The organism is Candidatus Mycolicibacterium alkanivorans, assembly GCF_022760805.1.
GTDB lineage: Bacteria > Actinomycetota > Actinomycetes > Mycobacteriales > Mycobacteriaceae > Mycobacterium > Mycobacterium alkanivorans.
This window is the reverse complement of record NZ_JAIVFL010000001.1, coordinates 3,457,200-3,478,809: the sequence shown is the minus strand read 5'-3', so window position 1 is coordinate 3,478,809 and position 21,610 is coordinate 3,457,200. Positions and strand designations below refer to the sequence as shown.

Genomic DNA, 21,610 nt, shown 5'->3' with positions numbered 1-21,610 from the left:
CGGTCGAGCGCGTCATGGTCAACGCCAGGCAGAGAAGTCGGGCTTGCGCTTATTCATGAAGGCATCGGCGCCTTCGGTTTGCTCTCCCGACGCAAAGAAGTCGGGGTTGACCTGGTTGAGAATGCTGAACCGGTCCTGCGCTTCCCGCATGGGCGCGACCGAGTCGTCAAAGGACTTTTTGACCAGCTTCAGCACGGTCGGGCTGAGCGCCAGCAGCTCGTCGCACCAGCGCGTGACCTCGGCATCCAGGTCCTCCGGCGGCACGCACGCGTTGATGAGCCCCCAGTCCAGCGCCTGCTTGGCCGAGTAGCGCCGGCACAACATCCAGATTTCTTTGGCTCGCTTCATCCCCACCACCGTCCACAGGTAGCTCACCAGCCACCCTTCGGCCGGACTGGCGACACGCGGACCGTTCTGTCCGAGCACCGACCGATCAGACGCGATGGTGAAATCGCAGGCGTACGCCATGTGGTGACCGCCGCCGATCGCATAGCCATCCACCCGGGCAATCACCGGCTTGAGGCACTCGCGAAATGCGCGGTAAAGCTGCTTGACCAACTCGTCGAAGGACTCATCGCCGGCGTTGAACGTGCTCTCATCCTCCACGCTGACGTCACCGCCTGCGCAGAATGCCCGTTCACCGGCACCGGTCAGCACGATCACCCCAACCTCGTCGTCCTCGCCGGCACGTCGCACGGCCGTTGTCAACTCCCTCAGGGTGTGCGGCGTGAATGCATTCAACTTCTCCGGACGATTGATCGTTATGCGGGCGACGGCATCCTTGACCTCGTAGAGGACGTCGGAGAACTCCACCATTGAACTGCTCATCGAACAACTGCTCCTTTCCAGCGTTTCCGCGCCTCGCACGGAGCCACGGTCCATCGATATGCCCAAAACTTGGGTACTGTCGCGCGGGGACTGGTCCGTACCGGTGGCCGGGACGTTCGGCGTTGTCGGCAAGGCCCGGAACCGGAGTAAACGCGAGTGTTGCCTAGCCGTACCCGAAGTCGGGTGTCCGCTTGTTGATAAAGGCGTCGAAGCCCACCCTGGCCTCTTCGCCGGCGAAAAGCTCGACAACCCCGGCAGACTCGGCCCGAAAGCCCGCGGAACGGCCCCCGTCCAGTCGTGCGAGAACACATGATTTGATTTGGCGCATGGCCTGGCGCGCTCCGGACGCGAGCTGTTGAGCGAATTCGACGGCTTCGGCGACGACGTGGTCGCCCTCCACGATTCGGTTAACCAGGCCGATCGTATGGGCTTCGGTGGCGCTCAGTTGCCGGCCGGTGTAGAGCAATTCTAGGGCACGACCCTTGCCGATCGTCTCGCATAGCCGCTGCGTTCCTCCGGCACCGGGAAGCAGGCCCAGACGAACTTCGGGAACACCGAGCCGCACGTGTTCGCCCGCGAACCGCAGGTCGCAGGCGAGGGCGAGTTCGAGGCCACCGCCCATGGCATTACCGTTGACCGCTGCGATCACGGGCAACGGCAGGGCTTCCAGATCGTTGAGGGCGCGTTGAATCGCGTTGACGAAATACGCAAACCCGGCGAGATCGATGTCGCGCATCATCTTGATGTCGGCGCCGGCGACAAATTGTTTTCCGTGTCCGGTGATCACGATGGCACCGACCTCGGCCTGTGACGCCGCCTCCGAGGCCGCCGCGCTGATCTCTTGCACCACTTGCAGATCCAGCGCATTAGCCGGCGGGCGGTCCACCGTCAATAGCGCGACACCGTTTTTCACCTCGACGCGGACGAACTTCGTGTCACCTACGGTGATAGCCATCGAACCTCCAGTAGCGCTGACGCTTGCACCCTTGCGGCCCACACCTTATCGTAGTACTGATTATAAGGCAAAGCGCGTCGGTCTCGCTGCCTACTGAACCGGGAAGCGCAGGACTGCGCGCGTGCCAGCTGCTCCGCACGAGGGGCGGGTAGTCGCCGGATTGTCGTCATGACCGAAACAAGCAAGGGAGTTCCGAATGCTCACGTTCCGCGGAAAGCTGACACCGGAGCAGTCGGCGTTCGTCGAAGCCGTCGATGGCTTCTGCCAGCGCGAATGCCCCCCGCACAAGCTCCGCGAGCTGACCAAGGGCGGGACCGTCGCCCACAATGACGAGCTGTATGCCAAGCTCGCCAGCACCGGGTGGCTCGGGCTGACAATCCCCGAGGAGTACGGCGGGGTCGGGGGAACACTGTCCGAGGTCGCGCTTCTGACCGAGCGCCTGGCCTACCATCGCGTCCCGGTCGGAGGCTACCTGACCACGGTGATCACACTGCAGGCGCTGATCAAGTACGGGTCAGAAGAGCAGAAACGTGCCGTGTTGCCCGGCGTCGCAGCCGGCGACATCCTGTCCATCGCCATCACCGAGCCCGACACCGGTTCTGACGCAGCTGCGGTCAAGACCCGTGCGCGCAAGGTGGGCTCGCGGTGGCAGCTCAGCGGTGAAAAGACCTTCACGAGCAACGCCAACCATGCCCGCTGGGTTCTGGTGGTGACCCGCACCAACACCGAAGTGCCGAAGCATCAAGGGCTGAGCCTGTTTCTTCTGCCGATGGATCGGCGCGGCATCAGCTTCGAACGGCTTGACATGCTCGGACATATCGACACCAACATCACGCGCTATGAGGATGTCGATGCGGGCGATGAAGAGATCGTCGGAGGAATCGACCAAGGCTGGCGTGCGCTGGTACGCGGCCTCAACAGTGAGCGGCTCATCATTGCGGCCGAGGCCCTCGGCATCGGGCAGCGCGCGTTCGATGAGACGCTCCGTTACGTGAAGGAGCGGCGCCAGTTCGGCCAACCTATTGGTCGCTTCCAAGCACTCCAACACGGCCTGGCCGAGAGCGCGGCCAAGTTGCTGTCAACCCGGTTGCTGGTGGAGCACACCGCCGCGTTACTTTCGTCCGGCGAACCGGCGCCGGGTGAGGCTTCCATCACGAAGCTGCAGGCGACGGAGACCGCAAAAGAGGTAGCACTGCAAGGTATGCAGTTCATGGGTGGTATGGGATACAGCATGGAAAGCGAGATGCAGTCCTATGTCAGAGACACCCTCGTCATGACTATCTTCGGCGGCACGTCGCAAATTCAGAAGAACATCATCGCCGCCCAACTTGGACTTTCCGACTGATCGGCAACGACTGCGGCGCATAGACTTCCACGCTCTTCCGAGCGGGATGGCACATCCAAGAAGGACACCCAACAGCGATGAAGGGAACAATCATGTCAGTCGAGATCGACCTGACCGGGCGCTCCGCGATCGTCACCGGCGCGGGCAGCGGAATCGGGCGCGAGGTAGCAACTCTTCTCGCGCGCGCAGGAGCGAAAGTCGCGGCGGCGGATGTCAACGAGGCTGCCGCCAAGGAAACGGCTGCGATCGTCGAACAGGCGGGCGGCACTGCGACCGCTGTCGCGGTGGATGTGCGCGACCCCGCACTCGCCCGCGACGCGGTGAGCGCCACGGTAGAGCAGTTCGGTGGTCTGGACATCCTCGTCAACAACGCCGCGGCGTGGAGTGTGGATCTCTTCAAGAACCTCACCTACGAGCAGTACCAACTCGACATCGGCGTCACTCTGATCGGCACGATGGTGATGACGAAGGCGGCCTACGACCACATGCGTGAGCAGAAATCGGGAACAGTGGTGAATCTGATCTCAGACGCCGGCCGGATCGGCGAACCCTTCCTCGTTTCCTACAGCGCCGCAAAAGGAGGGGTCGTCGGCTTTACGAAGGCCTTCGCCAAGGAAGCCGGCCGTTACGGCATCCGATGCAACGCCGTGTCGCCGGGCACCACGAAGACCCCGGGCGCCAGCGCACTGATCGAGAAGTGGGGTGGTGAGGAGAAGTTGGTCACGGCCTATCCGCTGGGTCGGCTCGGCGAACCCATCGACCAGGCCAACGCGATCCTGTTCTTCTGCTCGGACCTCAGCTCATGGATCACCGGTCAGATCCTCAGCGTCAGCGGTGGCTACAGCATGGTTGACTGAGCGCAGCTCGATCCTCGGTGCGTAAGGTCGCGTTCCTGCGGTGGTCCCCTGGCCGGATCTACAGCGAACGGAAGCATATGAGCACGACCCATTGTCAGATCAAGGCAGTCAGCCGAAATGGCCGCGAGGTTGCGCCGACATCCCCGCGACGCCGTCACGCAGTGAGCGCGCGCCATGATCGGAAGTGCGACCAGGCCGGGCTAGAGGTCAACTGTTCGTGCTAGCCGCACTCCCGGGGGAGCGTATGTGACAGATCAGTTGTCCACCGGCCCGGGTGTCGCCATCGACCACACCTAGGTCTTCGATCCGACCATCTTTGTGGGCGCGCACAGGGTTCTCCATTTTCATGGCCTCGACTACGGCAATAAGGTCGCCTGCGGACACCGCCTGCCCCTCGACGACCAGAATCTTGCTCACCGTTCCCTGCATGGGGGCTGTGACATCGTCTCCGCTGTGTTGTTCGGGATCGAGTGCGGACGCGATCTCGGCTGCCTGGGCGCGGATCGTCTCTGCGTGAGCGCCTAGACCGGCAAGACCGGGCAGGCGAACTTGGTGCGCCCGCCCGCCGATCAGGACGGAGACCGTGTCACCGTCGCCCGCCGGGGCCAGGCCGCCGGGCGACACCTCGGTGCTGTCTTCGGCGATTTCGAGCAGCGCAGTACCGTCTGCTTCGATCCAGGTGGTGTGCACTGCGAATTCGGTGTTCTCGACAGTGAACTCCGGCGTGCGAGTCACGGCCCGGTGGAACGGGAGGACTGTCGGCAGGCCCTCGATGCGCATCTCCGCCAGGGCGCGGCGGCTGCGTGCCAAAGCGGTCGCGCGGTCGGGTCCCGAGACAATCAGTTTGGCGAGCAGCGAGTCGAATTGGCCACCGACGACGGTGCCCGCTTCGACGCCGGAGTCGAGTCGAATGCCCGGTCCTTGGGGGGGCGTCCATTCGGTGATGGTTCCCGGGCTAGGGACGAAGCTGTGCGTCGGGTCTTCGCAGTTGATTCGGAACTCGAAGGCGTGACCGATGGTCTCCGGGTCGTGGGAGATGCTCAAGGGCTCGCCGCGGGCGATCCGGAACTGTTCGAGGACCAGGTCGATTCCGGTGGTCTGCTCGGTGACCGGATGTTCGACCTGGAGGCGGGTGTTGACCTCGAGGAACGAGACCGTGCCGTCGGATCCGACCAGGAACTCTACGGTGCCGGCTCCGAGATAGCCGCTCTCGAGGCAGATTGCTCGAGCAGCATCCCGGATGGCGGTTTCCTGCCCTGTGGTCAGGAACGGCGCCGGTGCCTCTTCCACCAGTTTCTGATGGCGACGCTGGAGGGTGCAGTCGCGCGTTCCCACGACGACTACCGTTCCATGGGCGTCGGCGATCACCTGGGCTTCCACGTGGCGTGGTTTGTCGAGGTAGCGCTCCACGAAGCACTCGCCCCGGCCGAACGCCGCCACCGATTCGCGGGTGGCTGCGTCAAACGCTTCGGCGATTCGATCGGCGTCGCGCACGACGCGTAGACCACGTCCACCGCCGCCGTGCGCCGCCTTGATCGCGATCGGCATTCCGTGCTCGTCCGCGAATTTCTGGATCTCCCACGCGTCGTCGACGGGGGCGCTGGTTCCGGGCACCAGGGGAGCGCCCACCTTGTCGGCGATCTCACGTGCGGTGACTTTGTCGCCGAGAAGGCGAATGGTGTCCGGACGAGGACCGATCCACACCAAGCCCGCGTCGATGACCGCTTGAGCGAATTGGGGGTTCTCGGAGAGGAAGCCATATCCGGGGTGAACCGACTGGGCCTCCGACGCCAGAGCGACATCCAGGATCTTTCGCATGTCGAGGTAGGTATCGGCTGCGGTTGTGCCGTGTAGCGCATAGGCCTCGTCCGCCAGCCTGACGTGGGGGGCGTCCGCGTCAGGGTCGGCGTAGACGGCAACGGCACGAAGACCGGCATCGTGGGTGGCGCGGATGATTCGGACGGCAATCTCGCCTCGGTTGGCAATGAGGACACTGTCGAACGGTTTGAACACGAAAACCCCTTCATTCTCGAAGGCCGCGGTGTCCGGGGCGTTGATGTATCGGTTGGCTGGCGCGTCGGCGGTCACGACTGTGCCGTGCCCTTCTCAGACCGGGCTGATCACATGATGGCGTGAAGGTGGACGGCGCTCCCACTGGCCGGCGTGGGCGAGGCGCTCGATCAGTTCGGCTCGTAACCGTTCGGGTTGCACAACCGTGTCGACAACCAGATGGCTACCCATGCGTAGCAGACCGATGTCGGCAGCCTGCTCGGCTGTGCGTGCCGCGATGTAGCTCTCCCGCTCGGCCGGGTCGGCGATCTCGGCGATCTTGTTGGCGTAGACGGCGTTGACGGATGCTTCCGGCGACATCGGTCCGATGGTTGCTGTGGGGAGCGCGATCGTGGCCCTCGGCTCGAACCCGGGTGCGCACATCGCGTAAAACCCCGCTGCGTAGGCTTTGCGGAGGACGACACTAAATTTCGGTACCTCGGCACTCGCCATGGCAGTGACCATCTTCGCGCCGTGTCGGATAATGCCCTGGCGTTCGATCGCGACACCGACCATAAAACCTGGAACATCCTGCAGGAAGATCAGCGGAATGTTGTAGGCGTCGGACATCGAAATGAACCTGGCCGCTTTGTCGGCGGAGTCGACGAATATCGCTCCGCTGCGCACAGCGGGCTGGTTGGCGACGAGCCCGACGGTGCGCCCGTGCAATCTGGCAAAGCCGCAGACGATCTCGGTGGCCCACGCAGACTTGATTTCAAAGAAGCTGCCCGCATCGACGACGCGGCTGATCACGTCGCGAACATCATATGACTGGTTGGGATCCTCGGGAATCAGGTCGGGTTCCCACTCGGTGATCTCGGGTTCACGCGGCGCCGTGAGTTTGGGCGCCGAGCGCCAATCGTCGGGGAGGTACGACAACAACAGGCGTGCCGCAGCGATGACCTGCCAATCGTGGTCGAAAACTTCGTCTCCACATCCGGACACCGTGGCGTGCATCGTTGCCCCACCCATTTCCTCAAGGGTGGTGCGTTCTCCGGTGACCTTTTCCGCTACACGCGGGGAGGCGAGGTACATCGACGCGTTGCCGTTGACCATTCCGACCCAGTCGGTGAAGGCCGGCATGTAGGCGCCTCCGGCGGCGGACGGTCCGTGCAGGCAGCAGATCTGTGGGACGCGGCCCGACAGCCGAATCTGCAGCTGAAAGATTTTGGATGCGCCGCGGCGGCCGGAGTAGAACCCGAGTTGGTCGGTGAGGCGGCCGCCGGCGGAATCGACCAGGTAGATCACCGGCAACAGGTCTCGATCGGCCCGCTCGAGGATCCGTACCTGCTTTTCGCAGGTAAGTTCGCCCCACGAGCCCGCCTTGACGCTGAAGTCGTGGGCGATCACCGCGACCGGGCGATCTTCGATGCGTCCGACGCCGGTGAGTACACCGTCGGCGGGTAGAGCGTTGCCAGTGGCGCCTGCCAGGAGTCCGTCCTCTAGCCAGCTGCCGGGGTCGAGCAGTAGAGCGATTCGCTCGCGCACGGGCAGCTTGGCGGGCCAGCGAGACGAGTCTCCACCTGCAAGTGCGGTGGTGATGGCCGATTCGAGTTCCGAACGGATCGATGTGTCGCTGATCGTTGTACTCATGCGTCGATACGCTCCTGGGGTCGGGCGCTTGGCGCCCGGTGCATCAGACCCGTTCTCCTGACCCGGCAGACCACGGTGTCGTTCTGATTGAATGCCCGATGTTCGAACACCACGAGGCCTGCACCCGGTCGGGTGCGAGATGGACGGGCACTGACAACTTCGGTCTCGACTCGGATGGTGTCGCCGGCGTACACCGGTGCCGGGAACTGTGCCTCGGACAAACCCAGTTGGGCCACAATGGTACCGAGTGTGAGCTCCGGCACTGAAATACCCACCACGAGCGCAACCGTGAACATGCTGTTCATCAGCGGTCGCTTGAACTCGGTTTCCGCGGCGTACTCGGCGTCCAGATGGAGCGGCGCGGGGTTCATCGTCATCGTGCTGAAAAGCACGTTGTCGGTCTCGGTGACGGTCCGACGGTTCACGTGGTGGACAAGGGTGCCGACGGCGAGGTCGTCGAACCAGCGGCCGGAGATCGGCCGTGTCGAGGATGTCATCTGTTCTCCTACAACCTGTCTGAGCTTTCGGGGCACGCGTGATACGCGGGCGTCAGGTGTTCGCGGCCGCGACCGCCTGGGCGACTGCGGCAATCGCGCTGTGGTCCTCTACCGAGGAGGTGTCCCCGCGAGGCTCGCCGTAGGTGGCTACATCGCGCAGCAACCTGCGCATCAACTTGCCGGTGCGAGTCTTGGGTACGGTCGCCGTGACGTAAATGTGGCCGAGGGCGGCGTACTTGCCGAGGTGATCGGTCACCGCGACACGGACTTCGTCGACGACTCGCTCCGGATCACCGTCTTTGATGACGACGAAGGCCGCCGGAACGGTTCCCTTGGCGGAATCTGGGATGCCGACGACAGCGGCTTCGATGACGTGCGGATGAGAGTTGACGATCTCCTCGATCTCCATGGTCGAGATCCGATGCGCGGCGATATTGATGACGTCGTCGGACCGTCCCAGGATCCACACATGCCCGTGGTGGTCGATCACCGCCTCGTCGTTGGTCGCGAAGTAGCCGGGAAAGCGGGAGAAGTAGGTACCCAGGAAGCGTTCGTGGTCCTTCCACACAGTGCGTGCCAGTGTGGGAAAGGGATGGGAGAGCACGAGATTGCCTTTGGAACCAGGGGGAACCGGCGTGCCGTCGTCGTCGACGACGAGGCAGGCATGGCCCGGTGCAGGGATACCCACAGAGCCGGCCTTCATGTCGTCCACTCCGCAGATCGGATATGTCCACGTGGACCCGGTCTCGGTCTGACCGTAGGCGTTGACCACGGGGACCCCACCAGCGAGGACTGTGTTGGCCCAGGTAAACGTGGCACTGTCGAGCAGTTCACCCTGTGTCGTCACGAGGTTCAGTTCAGGCAATGGATGGCGCACGGTCAGTTCGTCTCCGAACTCGCGTAGCATTCGCAACACCGTCGGAGCGGCTAACACCTTTGTCACGCAGTGGTTGTGGCAGATCTCGTAGAAGCGCTCTGGTGTCGGCGTGTCGAGGGCTCCCTCGTAACAGACGATCGTCATCCCATTGGCGAGACCGCCGACGACGGCTTGGATCGGGAAGGTCAGCCATCCCACGTCCGCCGCCACCCAATAGACGTCGTCGGTCTCGGGGCCGACTTGCCAGTGCACGTTGGCCCAGGTTCCGGCGAGGAATCCGCCGACGCTGTGCACGATCCCCTTCGGCTTGGACTCGGTGCCGCTGGTGAAAATCAAGAAGGCGGGGTCGTTAGCCTCCATCTCGGCCATCGGGGCAGGCTCGGGCTGGCGCGCGACCAGTTCGCGGTAGTCGACTTCGCCCTGCTCCAATGCGACTCCGCGTCCGGTCCGGTCGACGACGATCGTGCGGTGCACGCTGGGCACCGAGGTGCGGGCTCGGCGCAGCGTGTCCAGCAGGGGAACAAGTTTGGAGCGCCGGTAGCCTGCGTCCGCAACCACAACCACCTTGGGCTCAGCCTGTTCGAGTCGCGATCGGGTGGCTTCTTCACTAAAGCCTGCGAAGAGCAGAGTGTAGATTGCGCCGATGCGGTTGCATGCATGGATGGTAGTGAAGGCCTCGACCGTATTCGGAAGGTAGACCGCGACCACATCGCCTCGCTCGACGCCCAGCTCGGTCAGTCCGGCGGCAAGCCGGCCCACCTCATCGGCAAGTTGTGCATAGGTGAGCTTTCGGACGTCGCCGGGCTCGCCCTCCCAGATGACGGCGTATTTGTCCCTGGTCGCGGGGTTCTCCGCCCATCTGTCGACGCAGTTGTCGGCGATGTTGATGCGGCCGCCGACGAAGTAGCGGAAATCGCTGAGTTCACCCTCGACCACAGTGTCGTATCGACGGATCCAGCGGAACTGTTCTGCCACCCATGCCCAGTACTGCTCGGGGCTTTCGTCGTGCAGCGCACGGGCGCCGGTCGCCTCGGACTGGTAGGTCGGCGATCGCCACTTGCGCGACAACGGGATCAACGGGGAAGATATCAGGTCGTGGAGGTTGTCCGACATTGCTGCCTCCTTGCCGCGTCGGATGGTGGACATCGAAGCGTCGGGATCCCCGACGCGCGGGGTTCGGATCAGGTACGTGCCAGCGTCTGTTTGGCGATGATGTCGAGCTGAATCTCGTCAGCACCGCCTCCGATGCGCAGTATTCGCATGTCGCGATAGTGGCGGGCCACCTCGGATTCCTCGACGAACCCGGAACCTCCGAGGAGTTGGACCGCGTGGTCGACGATCCGGGACGCGGTGTTGGCGGTGTAGTACTTGGCCATGGCGACTGTGCGTGCAGAGCCGGGGTCACGGTCACGCAACTGCTCCGCGGCGTGGTAGGTCAAAAGACGGGCTGTCTCGAGGTCGGTGTGCATCAGCGCGAGCCGGTGGCGAACCGTCTGACGGTTGATGAGAAGCTCACCGAAGGCGCTCCGATTCGCTACGTAATCGGTCGCGATGCGGATGCTCTCGGTCGCATGCCCGAGGCCCATGGCGGCGAGAACGATGCGCTCTAACTGGAACGCCCCCATGATCTGATAGAAGCCGCGCCCCTCTTGGCCCAGGACGGCGCTATCCGGGACCTCGACATCGTCGAGGATCACCTCACGGGTATCCGACGAATGCCAGCCCATCTTCGGCAATGCGGACCCGACCGAAAGGCCGCGGGTTCCGGCCTCGACCAGAAAATTCGTGATGCCCCGATGCCCCGCTTCGGGATCTGTTTTGGCCGCCACAATCAAGACGTCGGCGAGACCGGCGTTGGTGATAAACATCTTCCGGCCGTTGATGCGATACCCCGAGGCGGTGCGGACCGCCCGTGTCGAAATACCCGCGACGTCCGAACCAGCGCCCGGCTCCGTCACTGCGATCGCGGCTATTTTCTCTCCTGCGGCGACAGGCGCTGCGTATTCGGCGCACTGATCGGGCGTGCCGTGGTGAACGATGTGCGTTCCAGCCATATAAGCGCTCACCAGCGCGCTCACCGCAATCCCGCCGCTGGCGCGACTGAGTTCCTCGGCGAGAAGCGCGACGGCGAGTTCATCGCGGCCGCATCCGCCGTATTCCTCGGGAGTCATGAGACCCAGGAGGCGGGCTTTGCCAAACTCAGCCCACAGCTCCTTTGGGGGATGCCCCTGGATCTCGGCTTCCACGACTGCCGGTCGGACGTACCTGCTGGTGAAACCTTCACACGACTCTTTGAAAGCGCGGTACTCGGGTTGCAACATGTACTCGATCACTCCTAGTTTCCCGACCGGTCGGGAAACTCAAGATAGGCTACTCACCTCTCCCAGTCAAGGGTGGGGCGGGCATCGAGTACGCGGTCGCGCGATCGATACGCTGAGCGATGAGAAGGACGACGGCAGGCGTGGAAGAGAGGCGACCGATGGCGACCCTGGGCAGGCCCAGTCACGCCACTGAGCAGCGTGAGCGGGTGCTGGCCGGGGCAGCGCAGATCTTCAGCCGACAGGGCTACCGCGCGACCAGCATGGCCGAGATCGCTGCGGAGGTGGGACTCTCCAAACCCACGCTGTACCACTACTTCCGCAATAAAGAGGAACTGCTCGTTCGCCTCTACGAGGACGTGATGAACGAGTCCCTGGTGAACGTCCGCCGCATCGAGAATACAGTGTCAGACCCGTTGGACGCTCTTCGTGAATTCATCGTCTATCGCGTCCGTTATACCTGCGAAAACCAGGCCATCCATAAAGTCTTCTTCGAGGAAGAGGAGGAATTGCCGCCCGGGTTGATCGATTCCGTTCTCGAGATGCGTAAGCAATTCGAAGATGTGATGAAGCGCCTGGTTGGTCGGCACCTCGAACGCACGGGTCGATCGTTGATAGTGTCGAAGACGGTCTATGTGAATACGTGTCTCGGCGCCGCCAACTGGGTCTACAAGTGGTACGACCCAGCAGGGCCGCTAAAGCCCGAGGAGCTGGGGCGAGACGTGGCCCGTGTTCTCCTCCTACCTCTGTCGGGCTGACGAATCCGGGCGCACAAATCCGGGCGCACTCCATTCAACAAGAAAATCAGCCACCGAAGTCGCCGAAGAACTCAAGGCGCTGTGTCGCCGAAGAACTCAAGGCGCTGTAGCGCCCTACTTTGGTAGGGGACGACGAGCCGTTCTAGCTGCGACAGCCTCGATTATTCGTCAGAGAGTTGGTGGCGCTCACCGGCCTGATAAAGCGCAGCGAACTGCTCGCGGAGCTGATACTTGAGTGTCTTGCCTCCGACGGTCTCGGGTAGCGTGTCGGCGACCACGACGCGCTTAGGGGTCTCGAAACCGGCGAGCCGCCGACGGCAGAAGGCGACAATATCCGACTCGATAGGCGCGCGCCCAGCTCGGGCCGTGACGATTGCTGTGACAGCTTCACCCCAGTATGGGTGCGGCAGTCCGATGACCGCCGCACGCGCTACGTCGGGGTGGGTGTGCAGCACAGCCTCTACGCGCATGCTCGAGACGTTCTCTCCACCGGACTTGATGATGTCCTTATAGCGATCGACCATGATCCGCAGCCCGTCGCGGTCAGTCGATACGCTGTCGCCGGAGTGAAACCAACCGCCACGGAATGCCTCACGGGTGGCGGCTCGGTTGCGGTAGTAGCCTGCCGTGATGATCGGCGATCGGTAGACCGCCTCGCCGGGCTGGCCGCGCACGGGCCGCCCAGATTCGTCGACGACGTCGGAGGCCAGCAGCGGGCTCAGGACTCCTGACGTAGCTCAAGAATTGGTGTGCGGTCGTCGGTGGGATTTGATGCTGTAGCGCAGGGTCAGGTCGGTGCCGGGGTAGACGGTGTTGGTGTCGTTGAGGGCTTGGCAGAGTTCGTCGATGGCGGCGGTGTGGCGGGGCGCGGGTAGCGGGTCGAGGCGGATGTGCAGGGTGTTGGTGTCGTGGTCGGGGATGATGTCGCCGGAGCCGGCCAGTGCGGTGCGGATCAGGGTGTGGGCTTCGTCGTCGCCGCGGGTGTAGCCGGTGTCGGTGAGGATCGCCCGGGCCAGCGATTGTGCGGTGTTGAACGCGGCGATGCGGATGGCGTGGTGGATCAGCTTGGTTTCGGTGTCGAGGACCTGCTGGCCGGGGTGGATGTAGGCGAGCGGCAACCGGGCGGGGATCGCCTGGTGGGCGGCCTGTGCCGCCTGGAGCGCGGTGTGGGCGGTGTGGGCGTCGGTGTTGATGGTGTTGATCATCGCGTTGGTGAGCACGGTAGTGGTTCCCGGCGGCGGCGTCGACGCGGTCAACAGTTCACGATCCCGGGTGGTTTCGGCCAAATGCAATGCCCGCCTAGCCTTTTCGACCTGCTGGTAGGCGAGCTTCTTGGCCGGGTTGGGCACCATCCGGCCCGGGTCGTCCTGGCCGGCGCGGTAGCTGTCGTGGGAGTCGAGGTCGAAATGCATGCGGGCGTAGCGGTAGTGGTTCTCCTGACGCCAGCGCGATCCCATCCGGTAGCGGATCTGCGCGGCCGGCAGGTCGCGCCGGGTGGTCAGGATGTGCATCTGGCGGGTTCGGGCGCGATCGTGCAGGCTGATCTGGCGCATCGCGAACACCTCACCGGCGCGGGACCCGTCGGTGATGGGCAACTCGACGGGGGTGTCGGCCAGCGCCCAGGTGTGGGTGCGGCCGAGTTCGTCGATATGGGAGTGCTCGGCGAACTGGTGCTCGTCGAGGTCGGCGATCGGGCCTTTGCGCCAGGTCAAGGTGTCGAACCCGGCCGCGTGCAGGTCGGCGAACAACGCCGGTGACCAGCCGCCGCGGTCGAACCCGACCAGCACCCGGCGCTCATCGCCGACCATGGCGCGCAACTCGGGGATCAACCGGCGCAGCTCGGCGGCCAGCGAGGCGCCCGGTTCGGCCATCACCACCAGCAGCGGATCCCCCGCGGCGTCGGCCACCCAGGTTTCCACCGTCGCCGGGGCGGGGAACTTCAACCGCGGCACATGGGTTTTGGCGATCTTGCGGGTGCCCTGATAGGCGCGGACATGCCCGTCGACATACAGCACCGCCGCCTGCTCGGGCCGGTCCTCGACATGACGGGCGGCCATCGCGGCGATCCAGTCGCCGGCCCGACCCGCTTCGGCGAGCAGCCCGATCTTGCGGCGGATCGTCTTGACCTCCGGGGCCCGGTCCAAACCCAACACCCGCCCCAACGCGGGCGGGTCGATCCGGGCGGCGCCCTCGGCGCGAGCCTCGCCCAACAGGGCGCGGAACACCCCCTCGCACAACATCGCATCCAGCGAATAGAACCCGTTGGGCAACCCGCCGTAGACGGTGTGCGCGCACTCGAGCAGCCCCGTCGCGGCCAGCGCGGGCAGCGCGAGTAACACCCCGGCCAGCGGGGCCCGCCCGCACGGCGTGAACACCGGTGGCGCGTACGGGATCAACCCGAACCGCGCCAACGCGCGCTCCCCGCAGCGGTCGACCGGATCAGCCAACACCGGCACCTCGGTGTTGGCAGCAGCAGCGCCAGTGTCGGTGACCGGCACATCGGACATCATTGCCGGGCAATCCTGCTCGGCTTCCACCTCGATCTCGACCTCGGCTTCCACCTCGATCTCGACCTCGGGTTCGACCGCGATCTGCGGTTCCGACAGCAGGTGAGCATCCGAACCCGTTGAGGCGCCAGGCTCTTCGGTGTCGGTGTCGGTGTCGGTGTCGGTGTCGGTGTCGGTGTCGGTGTCGGTGTCGGTGTCGGTGAGCGCGTTGCGGACGCTACCCGCCGACACCCCGGTCGCCGCGGCGATGGCGCGGTAGGACGCCCCACCGTCGCGTAACCGGCGGATCGCGGCGACGGTGTCGGCGGTCAGTTTCGACTTGCGTTTGGGGCCCTTGCGTTCGCCGAGCAGCCCGGCCATACCGCCGTCGGTGAGCCGGGCCTCCCAGCGCCGCACCGTGGCCGGTGTCACCGCGAACGCCTCGGCGACCTGCAGCTGGGTGGCCGCCTTGATCCGTATCAGCGACACCGCCGCGAACCGGCGCCCCGCGGTGTCACCGGCGTCCCACGCGTAGGCCAGATTGCCGTGCACGAACACCCGGCCACCGTCGTCGTCCTCGACGATCGCTGCGGCCGTGCCGACCGGGCGCGCATCCTCGGGCACCAGCGGCAGGGGCGGCTGCACGGTCATCACGGTCATCGTCCACCACCCCCCGTAATCGTGCGAAATAGCTATTTCTATTATTAATCATAGAAGCCAAAGTCGTGCGCCGACACACCGAGAAATCCGCAGATCAGAGCACTAAATTACCGACCGGACACAGGCCCTATGTCAGGAGTCCTGGGGCTGGGCACACCGACGTAGTTGGTTTGCGGTGCGGTTGCGCCGTGCACCTCGGGCCACTTCGCCGGCCAGAACCGATGACATGCGATCGCCTCGGTCTGACCGAAGATACCCATCGCCACCAGTTCTGGGCCGCAGCGCTGCACCAACCGGTCGAGCAGCTCCGGGGCAAGTGCCCCCCACCCGTACACCAGCACGCGCAGGCTGGTTGGGTCGAACTCCAGGTGGGCCTCGAACTCGTCGGCCAGGGCCGCAACGAACTGCGGCGAGCCGGCCCACAGCGCCGTGATCCGCCGGGCGTCGACAGCCCTGGCTACCACGTCGGGTACAGGCTTTCGGCCGATGAGCAGGCTGCCTCCGCTGAAAAACGCCGAGAACATGAAGATCTGGTCGCCGACGTGATAGGTGACCGGCAGGAACGTGGCCAGGCGCAGGTCGGATTCCACGGTGAGACCGCGAGTCAGCGAAAGTGCGAAATTCATCGCCGCCAGGTAGGTGGAGTGGTGGGACACCATTGCGGCTTTGGGCATCGATGTGGTGCCCGACGTGAACAGCAGCTCCCAGATGTCGTCGCCGTGGATCTCCGTGTCGGGCTCGGTGTCAGGTTTGCCGTCGATCAGCTCGGTGAAACTTGGCGTGCCAACCACAGGAGTGTTGCCGATGGTGATTGCGACACCAGGGCACAGGCCGGCCGCGCTGAATGCGGGTTCGGCGCGTGGCCACAGCTCGGCGTCCACCACCGCGAAGGCTGGTTCGGTAAGTTCGATGAGATGTTTAACCACATCGGGAGCCAGGTTGGGGTTGAGTGGGACCGCCACCATTCCCGCCTTCGCGATGCCGATCTTGGCGAGACAGGCTTCGACGGAGTTCTCGCAGAACAGCAGCACACGCGCGCCAGGTTGGAGTCCGGCGCAGGCGAGCGCGTGCGCGAATCGGTTTGCGGTTTGGTCTGCCTGACGATAGGTCAGCTGGGCAAACCGCTGGTCCCCGTAAGCGCCGGGCCACCCGGCTACCGCGATCTGGTCGGGATAGCTCCACGTGAGCCGCTCGAATACGTCACCTACCGAAGTCCGCTCCCATCGCCGCGTTGCTCGCCTGCCTCGCAGGGTGGTCACATCCGGGTCCATCGCAACTCCTCGTGCGCGAGTCATGCTCAGAATGTCACGCCGATCCCAGCCGATCAATGCACTAGTGATTCCTTGTTCACTACATTCTGCACTGGCGCCACGCCCAGACAGCCGTGCGCGGCAGTCCTGAGCAGCTCTGCGAGCCGAAGGGGCGGTAGTCCGCTGCGGAAGAACAGGGTCGATTGGATGGCACCGATGGCAGCGTGCACCGCGACCCGCAACTCGGCGTCGGCGAGGTCAGGACGCAGGTGGCCGAGCACGTGTACCCACTCCTCCACGTAGTGTCGTTGGGCCCGGCGCAGCTTTCGCTGCTGTTCCGGCGGAACGTTGTGCCCCTCGCGGTGATAGACGGCGAGCACCGCGCGGTCCTCGATGGCTATCCGGATATGGTCGTCGACCAGCGCTGACAGGGCTTCGTTATCGCTGCACGCTGTCGAAATGATCGCCGTGGCACCGTCACTGAGTCGCCGCATCACCCTGTCGAGAAGTGCCACCAGGATCGCGTCCTTGCTGGGGAAGTGGCGATAGATCCCCGAGCCAACAATGCCCGCCCGGGCTCCAATGTCGACGAGGGCCACGCCGTGGTATCCGCGCTCGGCGACCAGTTCGGCGGAAGCGGCCAGAATCCTCTCCTTTCGTTCCGGGTCACGCTGTCGCGCATGCGTCGCACCGTCCTCCATCTGGCCTTCCTCGGCGTGCGTGTCGTACAGTCTGCAGTGTGAACAGTGAATCACATCTCGTGTCTCGTGGGGGATCGCTGTGCCGGTGCTGATGCCCAAGTTGGAAACGTCGAGCGAGGTTTACCGTGCCAACCGGGATGCGCACCTGGCGCTGCTTGCGCAACTGGATGAGCAGGTCGCGGTTGCGGTCGCCGGTGGCGGTGAGCGGTATCGGCGGCGGCATCGCGAGCGCGGGCGGCTTCTGGTCCGGGAGCGTATCGAGTTGCTGCTGGACCCGGCGAGCCCGTTCTTGGAGCTGTCGACACTGGCCGCGTGGGGGACGGAGTTCACCGTCGGGGCCAGCGTGGTGACGGGCATCGGGGTGGTGTCGGGGGTGGAGTGCGTGTTGATCGCGCACGACGCGACGGTGCGCGGTGGAGCGATGAACCCCTACTCGCTGCGAAAGACGTTGCGCGCGCTGGAGATTGCGCGGGTGAACCGGCTACCGGTGATCAACCTGGTGGAGTCCGGCGGGGCGGACCTGCCCCAGCAGGCCGACCTGTTCGTGCCGGCGGGCAGGATCTTTCACGAGCTGACGGAGTTGTCGGCGCTGGCGATCCCGACGGTGGCCCTGGTGTTCGGGAATTCGACTGCCGGTGGCGCGTATGTGCCGGGGATGTGTGACTATGCGGTGCTGGTGGATCGGCAGGCCAAGGTTTTTCTGGGTGGTCCGCCGCTGGTGAAAATGGCTACCGGTGAGGTGGCCGACGACGAGGCGCTGGGCGGTGCCGAGATGCACAGCCGGGTGTCGGGGTTGTCGGACTATTTCGCCGCCGACGAGCACGACGCGATCCGGATTGGCCGCCAGATCATGTCAAGGATCAACTGGCGCAAGTTGGGCCCGGCTCCTGTCGGGTGCGCGGAGCCGCCCCTGTATGACCCGGAGGAGATTCTCGGGATCGTCTCTGCCGATGTGAAAGTGCCGTTCGACCCTCGTGAGGTGCTGGCGCGAGTGGTGGACGGCTCGGAGTTCGACGAGTACAAGCCGTTATACGGCACTTCGCTGGTCACCGGGTGGGCGCAGGTGCACGGCTATCCGGTGGGAGTCCTGGCCAACCATCGAGGCGTGTTGTTCTCTGAGGAGGCCAAGAAGGCCAGCGAGTTCATTCTGCTGGCCAACCAGACCGATACTCCGCTGGTGTTTCTGCAGAACACCACTGGCTACATGGTCGGTGCAAGCTACGAGCAGGGCGGCATCATCAAGGACGGCGCCAAGATGATCAACGCGGTGACCAACAGCACGGTGCCGCATTTGACGATCACGATGGCCAGTTCGTTCGGCGCCGGCAACTACGGCATGTCGGGGCGGGCATACGATCCGCGGCTGCTGTTTGCGTGGCCGGGTGCGAAGTTGGCGGTGATGGGCGCGGCGCAGTTGGCCGGGGTGATGTCGATCGTCGCTCGGGAGTCGGCGGCGTCGATGGGGCGGCCGTTCGACGAGGAGGCCGATCACGAGCGGACGGCGGCGATCGAGGCTCAGATTGACACCGAGTCGCACAGTTTCTTTGTCACTGCCCGGCTGTATGACGACGGGATCATCGACCCGCGGGACACCCGCACTGTGTTGGGCATGTCGCTGTCGGCGGTGCATTCCAACACCGTGGCCGGGCGCCGCGGCTTCGGCGTCTTTCGGATGTGAGCAGATGATCCAGAAACTGTTGGTGGCCAATCGCGGCGAGATCGCGGCCCGGGTGATGCGCACCGCGCACGCGATGGGTGTCGGGACTGTCGCGGTGTACTCCGATCCCGACGCCGACGCGCCATTTGTTGGCCTGGCCGATGAGGCTGTCCATCTGCCGGGCACCGCGCCGTCGGATACCTATCTGAGCGTCCCGAGAATCATTGATGCGGCCCGGTCGACCGGGGCCGACGCGGTGCACCCGGGCTACGGGTTTTTGTCAGAGAACGCCGGGTTCGCGGCGGCCTGCGCCGAGGCCGGGCTGGTTTTTGTGGGGCCGCCACCGGCGGTCATCGCCGCGATGGGCTCGAAGGTCGAGGCGAAGACGATCATGGAGAAGGCGGGCGTGCCGGTGCTGCCGGGCGCAACCCTGGACGAGGACGCCGATCTGGCCGCCGCGGGGCAGCGGGTGGGCTACCCGCTGCTGGTGAAGGCGGCGTTCGGCGGTGGCGGGCGCGGCATGCGGGTGGTGGACTCCGCCGACGAGTTGGCCGACGCCGTGGCGGGTGCGCGCCGGGAAGCGGCCTCGGCGTTCGGCGATGCGACGGTGTTCCTGGAGCGCTACGTGGTGGATCCGCGGCACGTGGAAGTGCAGATCCTTGCCGACATGCACGGGGCGGTGGTGCATCTGTTCGAGCGTGACTGCTCGATTCAGCGCCGGCACCAGAAGATCGTGGAGGAATGCCCTTCTCCTGCGGTCGACGCAACGCTGCGCGCCGAACTGGGCGCTGCCGCCGTGGCCGCCGCCAAGGCGATCGGCTATGTCGGTGCGGGCACCGTGGAGTTCGTGTTGTGGCCCGACGGGTTCGCGTTCTTGGAGGTCAACACCCGGCTGCAGGTGGAGCATCCGGTGACTGAGCTGGTCACCGGTCTGGACCTGGTGCAATTGCAACTGCGGATCGCCGATGGCGAGCCGCTGCCTGCCGAGGTGGTCGACGCGCGCATCCACGGACATGCGATCGAGGCGCGGCTGTATGCCGAGGACGTCGGCGCCGGTTTCCTGCCCGCCACCGGCGTGCTGCACCGTTTCGCCGTACCGGATGAGCCGGGCGTGCGGGTGGACACGGGCGTGGCCGACGGCTCGGTGGTCAGTCCCCATTACGACCCGATGTTGGCGAAGGTGATCGCGCACGGGCCCACCCGAGCCGAGGCGGCGCGGCGGCTGGCGCGGGCGTTGGCGCGCGCTCAGCTGCATGGCGTGACGACCAACCGCGATCTGCTGGTCGGCATCCTGCGCGAGGAGCAGTTCCTGGCCGGCGGCACCGACACCGGATACCTCATCCGACACGACGCGTCGGTGCTGGCTGCACCCGCGCAGCGGGCGCTGGCGGTGCACGCGGCGGCCGCGGCGCTGGCCGCGCAGGCGCAGGCCAGGCTGACGGCGCCGGTGCTGCGGACTCTTCCCGCCGGGTGGCGCAACATCGCGGGTGCATCCCAGCGGGTCGGCTACCGCTGCGGGCAGCGCGTGATCGAGATCGCCCACCGCATCCTTCGTGACCGGGTGGTGATCGAGGTGGACGGTGAGCCGCTGTCGGCGGTGCGGGTACTGGAGGCCACGCCGGAGCGGGTCGACCTGGAGGTCGGCGGGGTGCGTCGGTCGATCAGCGTGCACCGCGTGGGTGCAGTGGCGTACGTGGACAGCGCTCTTGGTTCGACGGTGTTGGTCGAGGTGCCGCGCTTCCCCGACCCCTCCTCGGCGCGGCACGCCGGCTCGCTGCTGGCCCCGATGCCCGGCGCGGTGGTTCGGGTGCTGGCCGCGCCCGGCGCCCGGGTCAGCGCTGGGCAGGCGCTGATCGTGTTGGAGGCGATGAAGATGGAGCACACCGTCACCGCACCGGCCGACGGGACCGTCATCGACGTGTGTGTGGCGCCGGGCGATCAAATCGACGCCGGCCAGACGCTTGCCGTTGTGGCCGACACGGCCGAGACCGAGGACTGCGGGGAAGGGCTGAAGTGAGCGAACCGGTGACCTACGAGGTCATTGACGGCGTGGCCTGGTTGACCATCAATCGGCCGGCGGCGCGCAACGCGCTCAGCGCCGTCGTGCGTGAGGGCCTCTGGGAAGGAACCCGTCGGTTCAACGATGACGCAGACGCCCGGGTTCTGGTGCTCACCGGGGCCGGGGACAAGGCGTTCTGCGCAGGCGGGGACCTCAAGGAGATGGCACAAAACGCGCTCACGGTGCCGCCGCCGGATTTCGCTCCCCAGTTCGGCCGCAACATCGAGGTTGCCAAGCCGACCATCGCCGCGGTGAACGGGGTCGCGTTCGCCGGCGGGTTTCTGCTGGCCCAGCAGTGTGACCTGGTGGTGGCCGCCGAGCACGCGACGTTTGCGATCACCGAAGTCAAGGTCGGCCGCGGCGCCCCGTGGGCGGCGCCGCTGTCGTGGCTGGTGCCGGCGAGGATCGCGCTGCAGATCCTGCTCACCGGCGATGCGATCAGCGCGCACCGGGCACAAGAGGTAGGGCTGGTCAACGAGGTAGTGCCGGCCGCCCAGCTGCACGAGCGGACCCAGGAGTTGGCGGGGCGGATCGCCGCCAACGCGCCGCTGTCGGTGCTGGCCGCAAAGCGCACGGCCTATCTGTCGGCGCAGCACCGGCTCGATGAGGCGTACGCGCTGGCCGAGCGGATCTGGGAGCCGGTGTATCTGTCCGAAGACGCCCAGGAGGGGCCGCGCGCGTTCCAGGAGAAGCGCGCGCCGGTGTGGAAGGGACGCTGAG

At 65.3% G+C, this 21,610-nt stretch carries 17 protein-coding genes; 6 read left to right on the top strand and 11 right to left on the bottom strand.

Features of this window, described 5'->3' with window-relative positions; genetic code table 11:
* Positions 1–18: 18 nt before the first annotated feature.
* Both K9U37_RS17020 and K9U37_RS17015 read right to left on the bottom strand, forming a co-directional pair.
* A complete protein-coding gene (locus K9U37_RS17020; protein WP_243072692.1) occupies positions 19–816 on the bottom strand; it encodes an enoyl-CoA hydratase-related protein in 798 nt (265 codons plus the stop codon).
* Positions 817–991: 175 nt separating this feature from the next.
* Complete coding sequence (locus K9U37_RS17015; RefSeq protein WP_243072691.1) at positions 992–1,783, bottom strand: enoyl-CoA hydratase/isomerase family protein; 792 nt, start codon at positions 1,781–1,783, stop codon at positions 992–994.
* 196 nt (positions 1,784–1,979) lie between these two features.
* On the opposite strand from K9U37_RS17015, the gene K9U37_RS17010 reads away from it, so the two are divergent.
* Both K9U37_RS17010 and K9U37_RS17005 read left to right on the top strand, forming a co-directional pair.
* Positions 1,980–3,128: an acyl-CoA dehydrogenase family protein gene (locus K9U37_RS17010; RefSeq protein WP_243072690.1), complete on the top strand. Its 1,149-nt coding sequence runs from the start codon at positions 1,980–1,982 to the stop codon at positions 3,126–3,128.
* A 92-nt stretch (positions 3,129–3,220) separates the two neighbouring features.
* A complete protein-coding gene (locus K9U37_RS17005) occupies positions 3,221–3,985 on the top strand; it encodes an SDR family NAD(P)-dependent oxidoreductase (RefSeq protein ID WP_243072689.1) in 765 nt (254 codons plus the stop codon).
* A 207-nt stretch (positions 3,986–4,192) separates the two neighbouring features.
* On the opposite strand, the gene K9U37_RS17000 is transcribed toward K9U37_RS17005, so the two are convergent.
* The 5 genes from K9U37_RS17000 to K9U37_RS16980 all read right to left on the bottom strand — a co-directional run bounded on the left by K9U37_RS17000 (position 4,193) and on the right by K9U37_RS16980 (position 11,322).
* Positions 4,193–5,998: an acetyl/propionyl/methylcrotonyl-CoA carboxylase subunit alpha gene (locus K9U37_RS17000; protein ID WP_243073430.1), complete on the bottom strand. Its 1,806-nt coding sequence runs from the start codon at positions 5,996–5,998 to the stop codon at positions 4,193–4,195.
* A 93-nt stretch (positions 5,999–6,091) separates the two neighbouring features.
* Positions 6,092–7,627 carry an acyl-CoA carboxylase subunit beta gene (locus K9U37_RS16995; protein WP_243072688.1) on the bottom strand — a complete coding sequence of 512 codons (1,536 nt, stop codon included), beginning with the start codon at positions 7,625–7,627 and terminating at the stop codon, positions 6,092–6,094.
* The gene (locus tag K9U37_RS16990) at positions 7,624–8,103 is read right to left on the bottom strand and encodes a MaoC family dehydratase (protein WP_243073429.1); all 480 of its coding nucleotides are present in this window, start codon (positions 8,101–8,103) and stop codon (positions 7,624–7,626) included. Before K9U37_RS16990 ends, K9U37_RS16995 begins: the two co-directional genes overlap by 4 nt.
* Positions 8,104–8,176: 73 nt before the next feature.
* Entirely contained in the window at positions 8,177–10,114 is a 1,938-nt protein-coding gene (locus tag K9U37_RS16985) for an AMP-binding protein (protein ID WP_243072687.1), read from the bottom strand.
* 68 nt (positions 10,115–10,182) lie between these two features.
* A complete protein-coding gene (locus tag K9U37_RS16980; RefSeq protein WP_243072686.1) occupies positions 10,183–11,322 on the bottom strand; it encodes an acyl-CoA dehydrogenase family protein in 1,140 nt (379 codons plus the stop codon).
* A 158-nt stretch (positions 11,323–11,480) separates the two neighbouring features.
* Between K9U37_RS16980 and K9U37_RS16975 the strand changes: the two genes are divergently transcribed.
* Positions 11,481–12,077, top strand: coding sequence for a TetR/AcrR family transcriptional regulator (locus tag K9U37_RS16975; RefSeq protein WP_243072685.1), 597 nt, complete (start codon positions 11,481–11,483; stop codon positions 12,075–12,077).
* Positions 12,078–12,238: 161 nt separating this feature from the next.
* On the opposite strand, the gene K9U37_RS16970 is transcribed toward K9U37_RS16975, so the two are convergent.
* The 4 genes from K9U37_RS16970 to K9U37_RS16955 form a co-directional block, all read right to left on the bottom strand.
* A complete protein-coding gene (locus tag K9U37_RS16970; protein WP_243072684.1) occupies positions 12,239–12,751 on the bottom strand; it encodes an AMP-binding enzyme in 513 nt (170 codons plus the stop codon).
* Between the two features lie 63 nt (positions 12,752–12,814).
* The gene (locus K9U37_RS16965) at positions 12,815–15,223 is read right to left on the bottom strand and encodes a putative transposase (RefSeq protein ID WP_243072683.1); all 2,409 of its coding nucleotides are present in this window, start codon (positions 15,221–15,223) and stop codon (positions 12,815–12,817) included.
* A gap of 107 nt (positions 15,224–15,330) precedes the next feature.
* Positions 15,331–16,494, bottom strand: a complete 1,164-nt coding sequence (locus tag K9U37_RS16960) for an AMP-binding protein (protein ID WP_243072682.1) — start codon at positions 16,492–16,494, stop codon at positions 15,331–15,333.
* 53 nt (positions 16,495–16,547) lie between these two features.
* On the bottom strand, positions 16,548–17,174 hold the full coding sequence (locus tag K9U37_RS16955; protein ID WP_243072681.1) for a TetR/AcrR family transcriptional regulator: 627 nt from the start codon (positions 17,172–17,174) through the stop codon (positions 16,548–16,550).
* 91 nt (positions 17,175–17,265) lie between these two features.
* On the opposite strand from K9U37_RS16955, the gene K9U37_RS16950 reads away from it, so the two are divergent.
* The 3 genes from K9U37_RS16950 to K9U37_RS16940 are packed head-to-tail and all read left to right on the top strand — an operon-like array spanning position 17,266 to position 21,609.
* Complete coding sequence (locus K9U37_RS16950; protein ID WP_243072680.1) at positions 17,266–18,852, top strand: acyl-CoA carboxylase subunit beta; 1,587 nt, start codon at positions 17,266–17,268, stop codon at positions 18,850–18,852.
* A gap of 4 nt (positions 18,853–18,856) precedes the next feature.
* A complete protein-coding gene (locus K9U37_RS16945; protein ID WP_243072679.1) occupies positions 18,857–20,848 on the top strand; it encodes an ATP-binding protein in 1,992 nt (663 codons plus the stop codon).
* Positions 20,845–21,609 (top strand): enoyl-CoA hydratase/isomerase family protein, encoded by a 765-nt coding sequence (locus tag K9U37_RS16940; protein WP_243072678.1) that lies wholly within the window; start codon positions 20,845–20,847, stop codon positions 21,607–21,609. The genes K9U37_RS16945 and K9U37_RS16940 overlap by 4 nt, the downstream gene beginning before the upstream one ends.
* Position 21,610: the final 1 nt, after the last annotated feature.

Bases quoted from the DNA above. Each gene is read 5' to 3' on its own strand.
- K9U37_RS17020 (WP_243072692.1), bottom strand. From the start codon at position 816: ATGGTGGAGTTCTCCGACGTCCTCTACGAGGTCAAGGATGCCGTCGCC.
- K9U37_RS17015 (WP_243072691.1), bottom strand. From the start codon at position 1,783: ATGGCTATCACCGTAGGTGACACGAAGTTCGTCCGCGTCGAGGTGAAA.
- K9U37_RS17010 (WP_243072690.1), top strand. From the start codon at position 1,980: ATGCTCACGTTCCGCGGAAAGCTGACACCGGAGCAGTCGGCGTTCGTC.
- K9U37_RS17005 (WP_243072689.1), top strand. From the start codon at position 3,221: ATGTCAGTCGAGATCGACCTGACCGGGCGCTCCGCGATCGTCACCGGC.
- K9U37_RS16995 (WP_243072688.1), bottom strand. From the start codon at position 7,627: ATGAGTACAACGATCAGCGACACATCGATCCGTTCGGAACTCGAATCG.
- K9U37_RS16985 (WP_243072687.1), bottom strand. From the start codon at position 10,114: ATGTCGGACAACCTCCACGACCTGATATCTTCCCCGTTGATCCCGTTG.
- K9U37_RS16980 (WP_243072686.1), bottom strand. From the start codon at position 11,322: ATGTTGCAACCCGAGTACCGCGCTTTCAAAGAGTCGTGTGAAGGTTTC.
- K9U37_RS16975 (WP_243072685.1), top strand. From the start codon at position 11,481: ATGGCGACCCTGGGCAGGCCCAGTCACGCCACTGAGCAGCGTGAGCGG.
- K9U37_RS16965 (WP_243072683.1), bottom strand. From the start codon at position 15,223: ATGACCGTGATGACCGTGCAGCCGCCCCTGCCGCTGGTGCCCGAGGAT.
- K9U37_RS16960 (WP_243072682.1), bottom strand. From the start codon at position 16,494: ATGGACCCGGATGTGACCACCCTGCGAGGCAGGCGAGCAACGCGGCGA.
- K9U37_RS16955 (WP_243072681.1), bottom strand. From the start codon at position 17,174: ATGGAGGACGGTGCGACGCATGCGCGACAGCGTGACCCGGAACGAAAG.
- K9U37_RS16950 (WP_243072680.1), top strand. From the start codon at position 17,266: ATGCCCAAGTTGGAAACGTCGAGCGAGGTTTACCGTGCCAACCGGGAT.
- K9U37_RS16945 (WP_243072679.1), top strand. From the start codon at position 18,857: ATGATCCAGAAACTGTTGGTGGCCAATCGCGGCGAGATCGCGGCCCGG.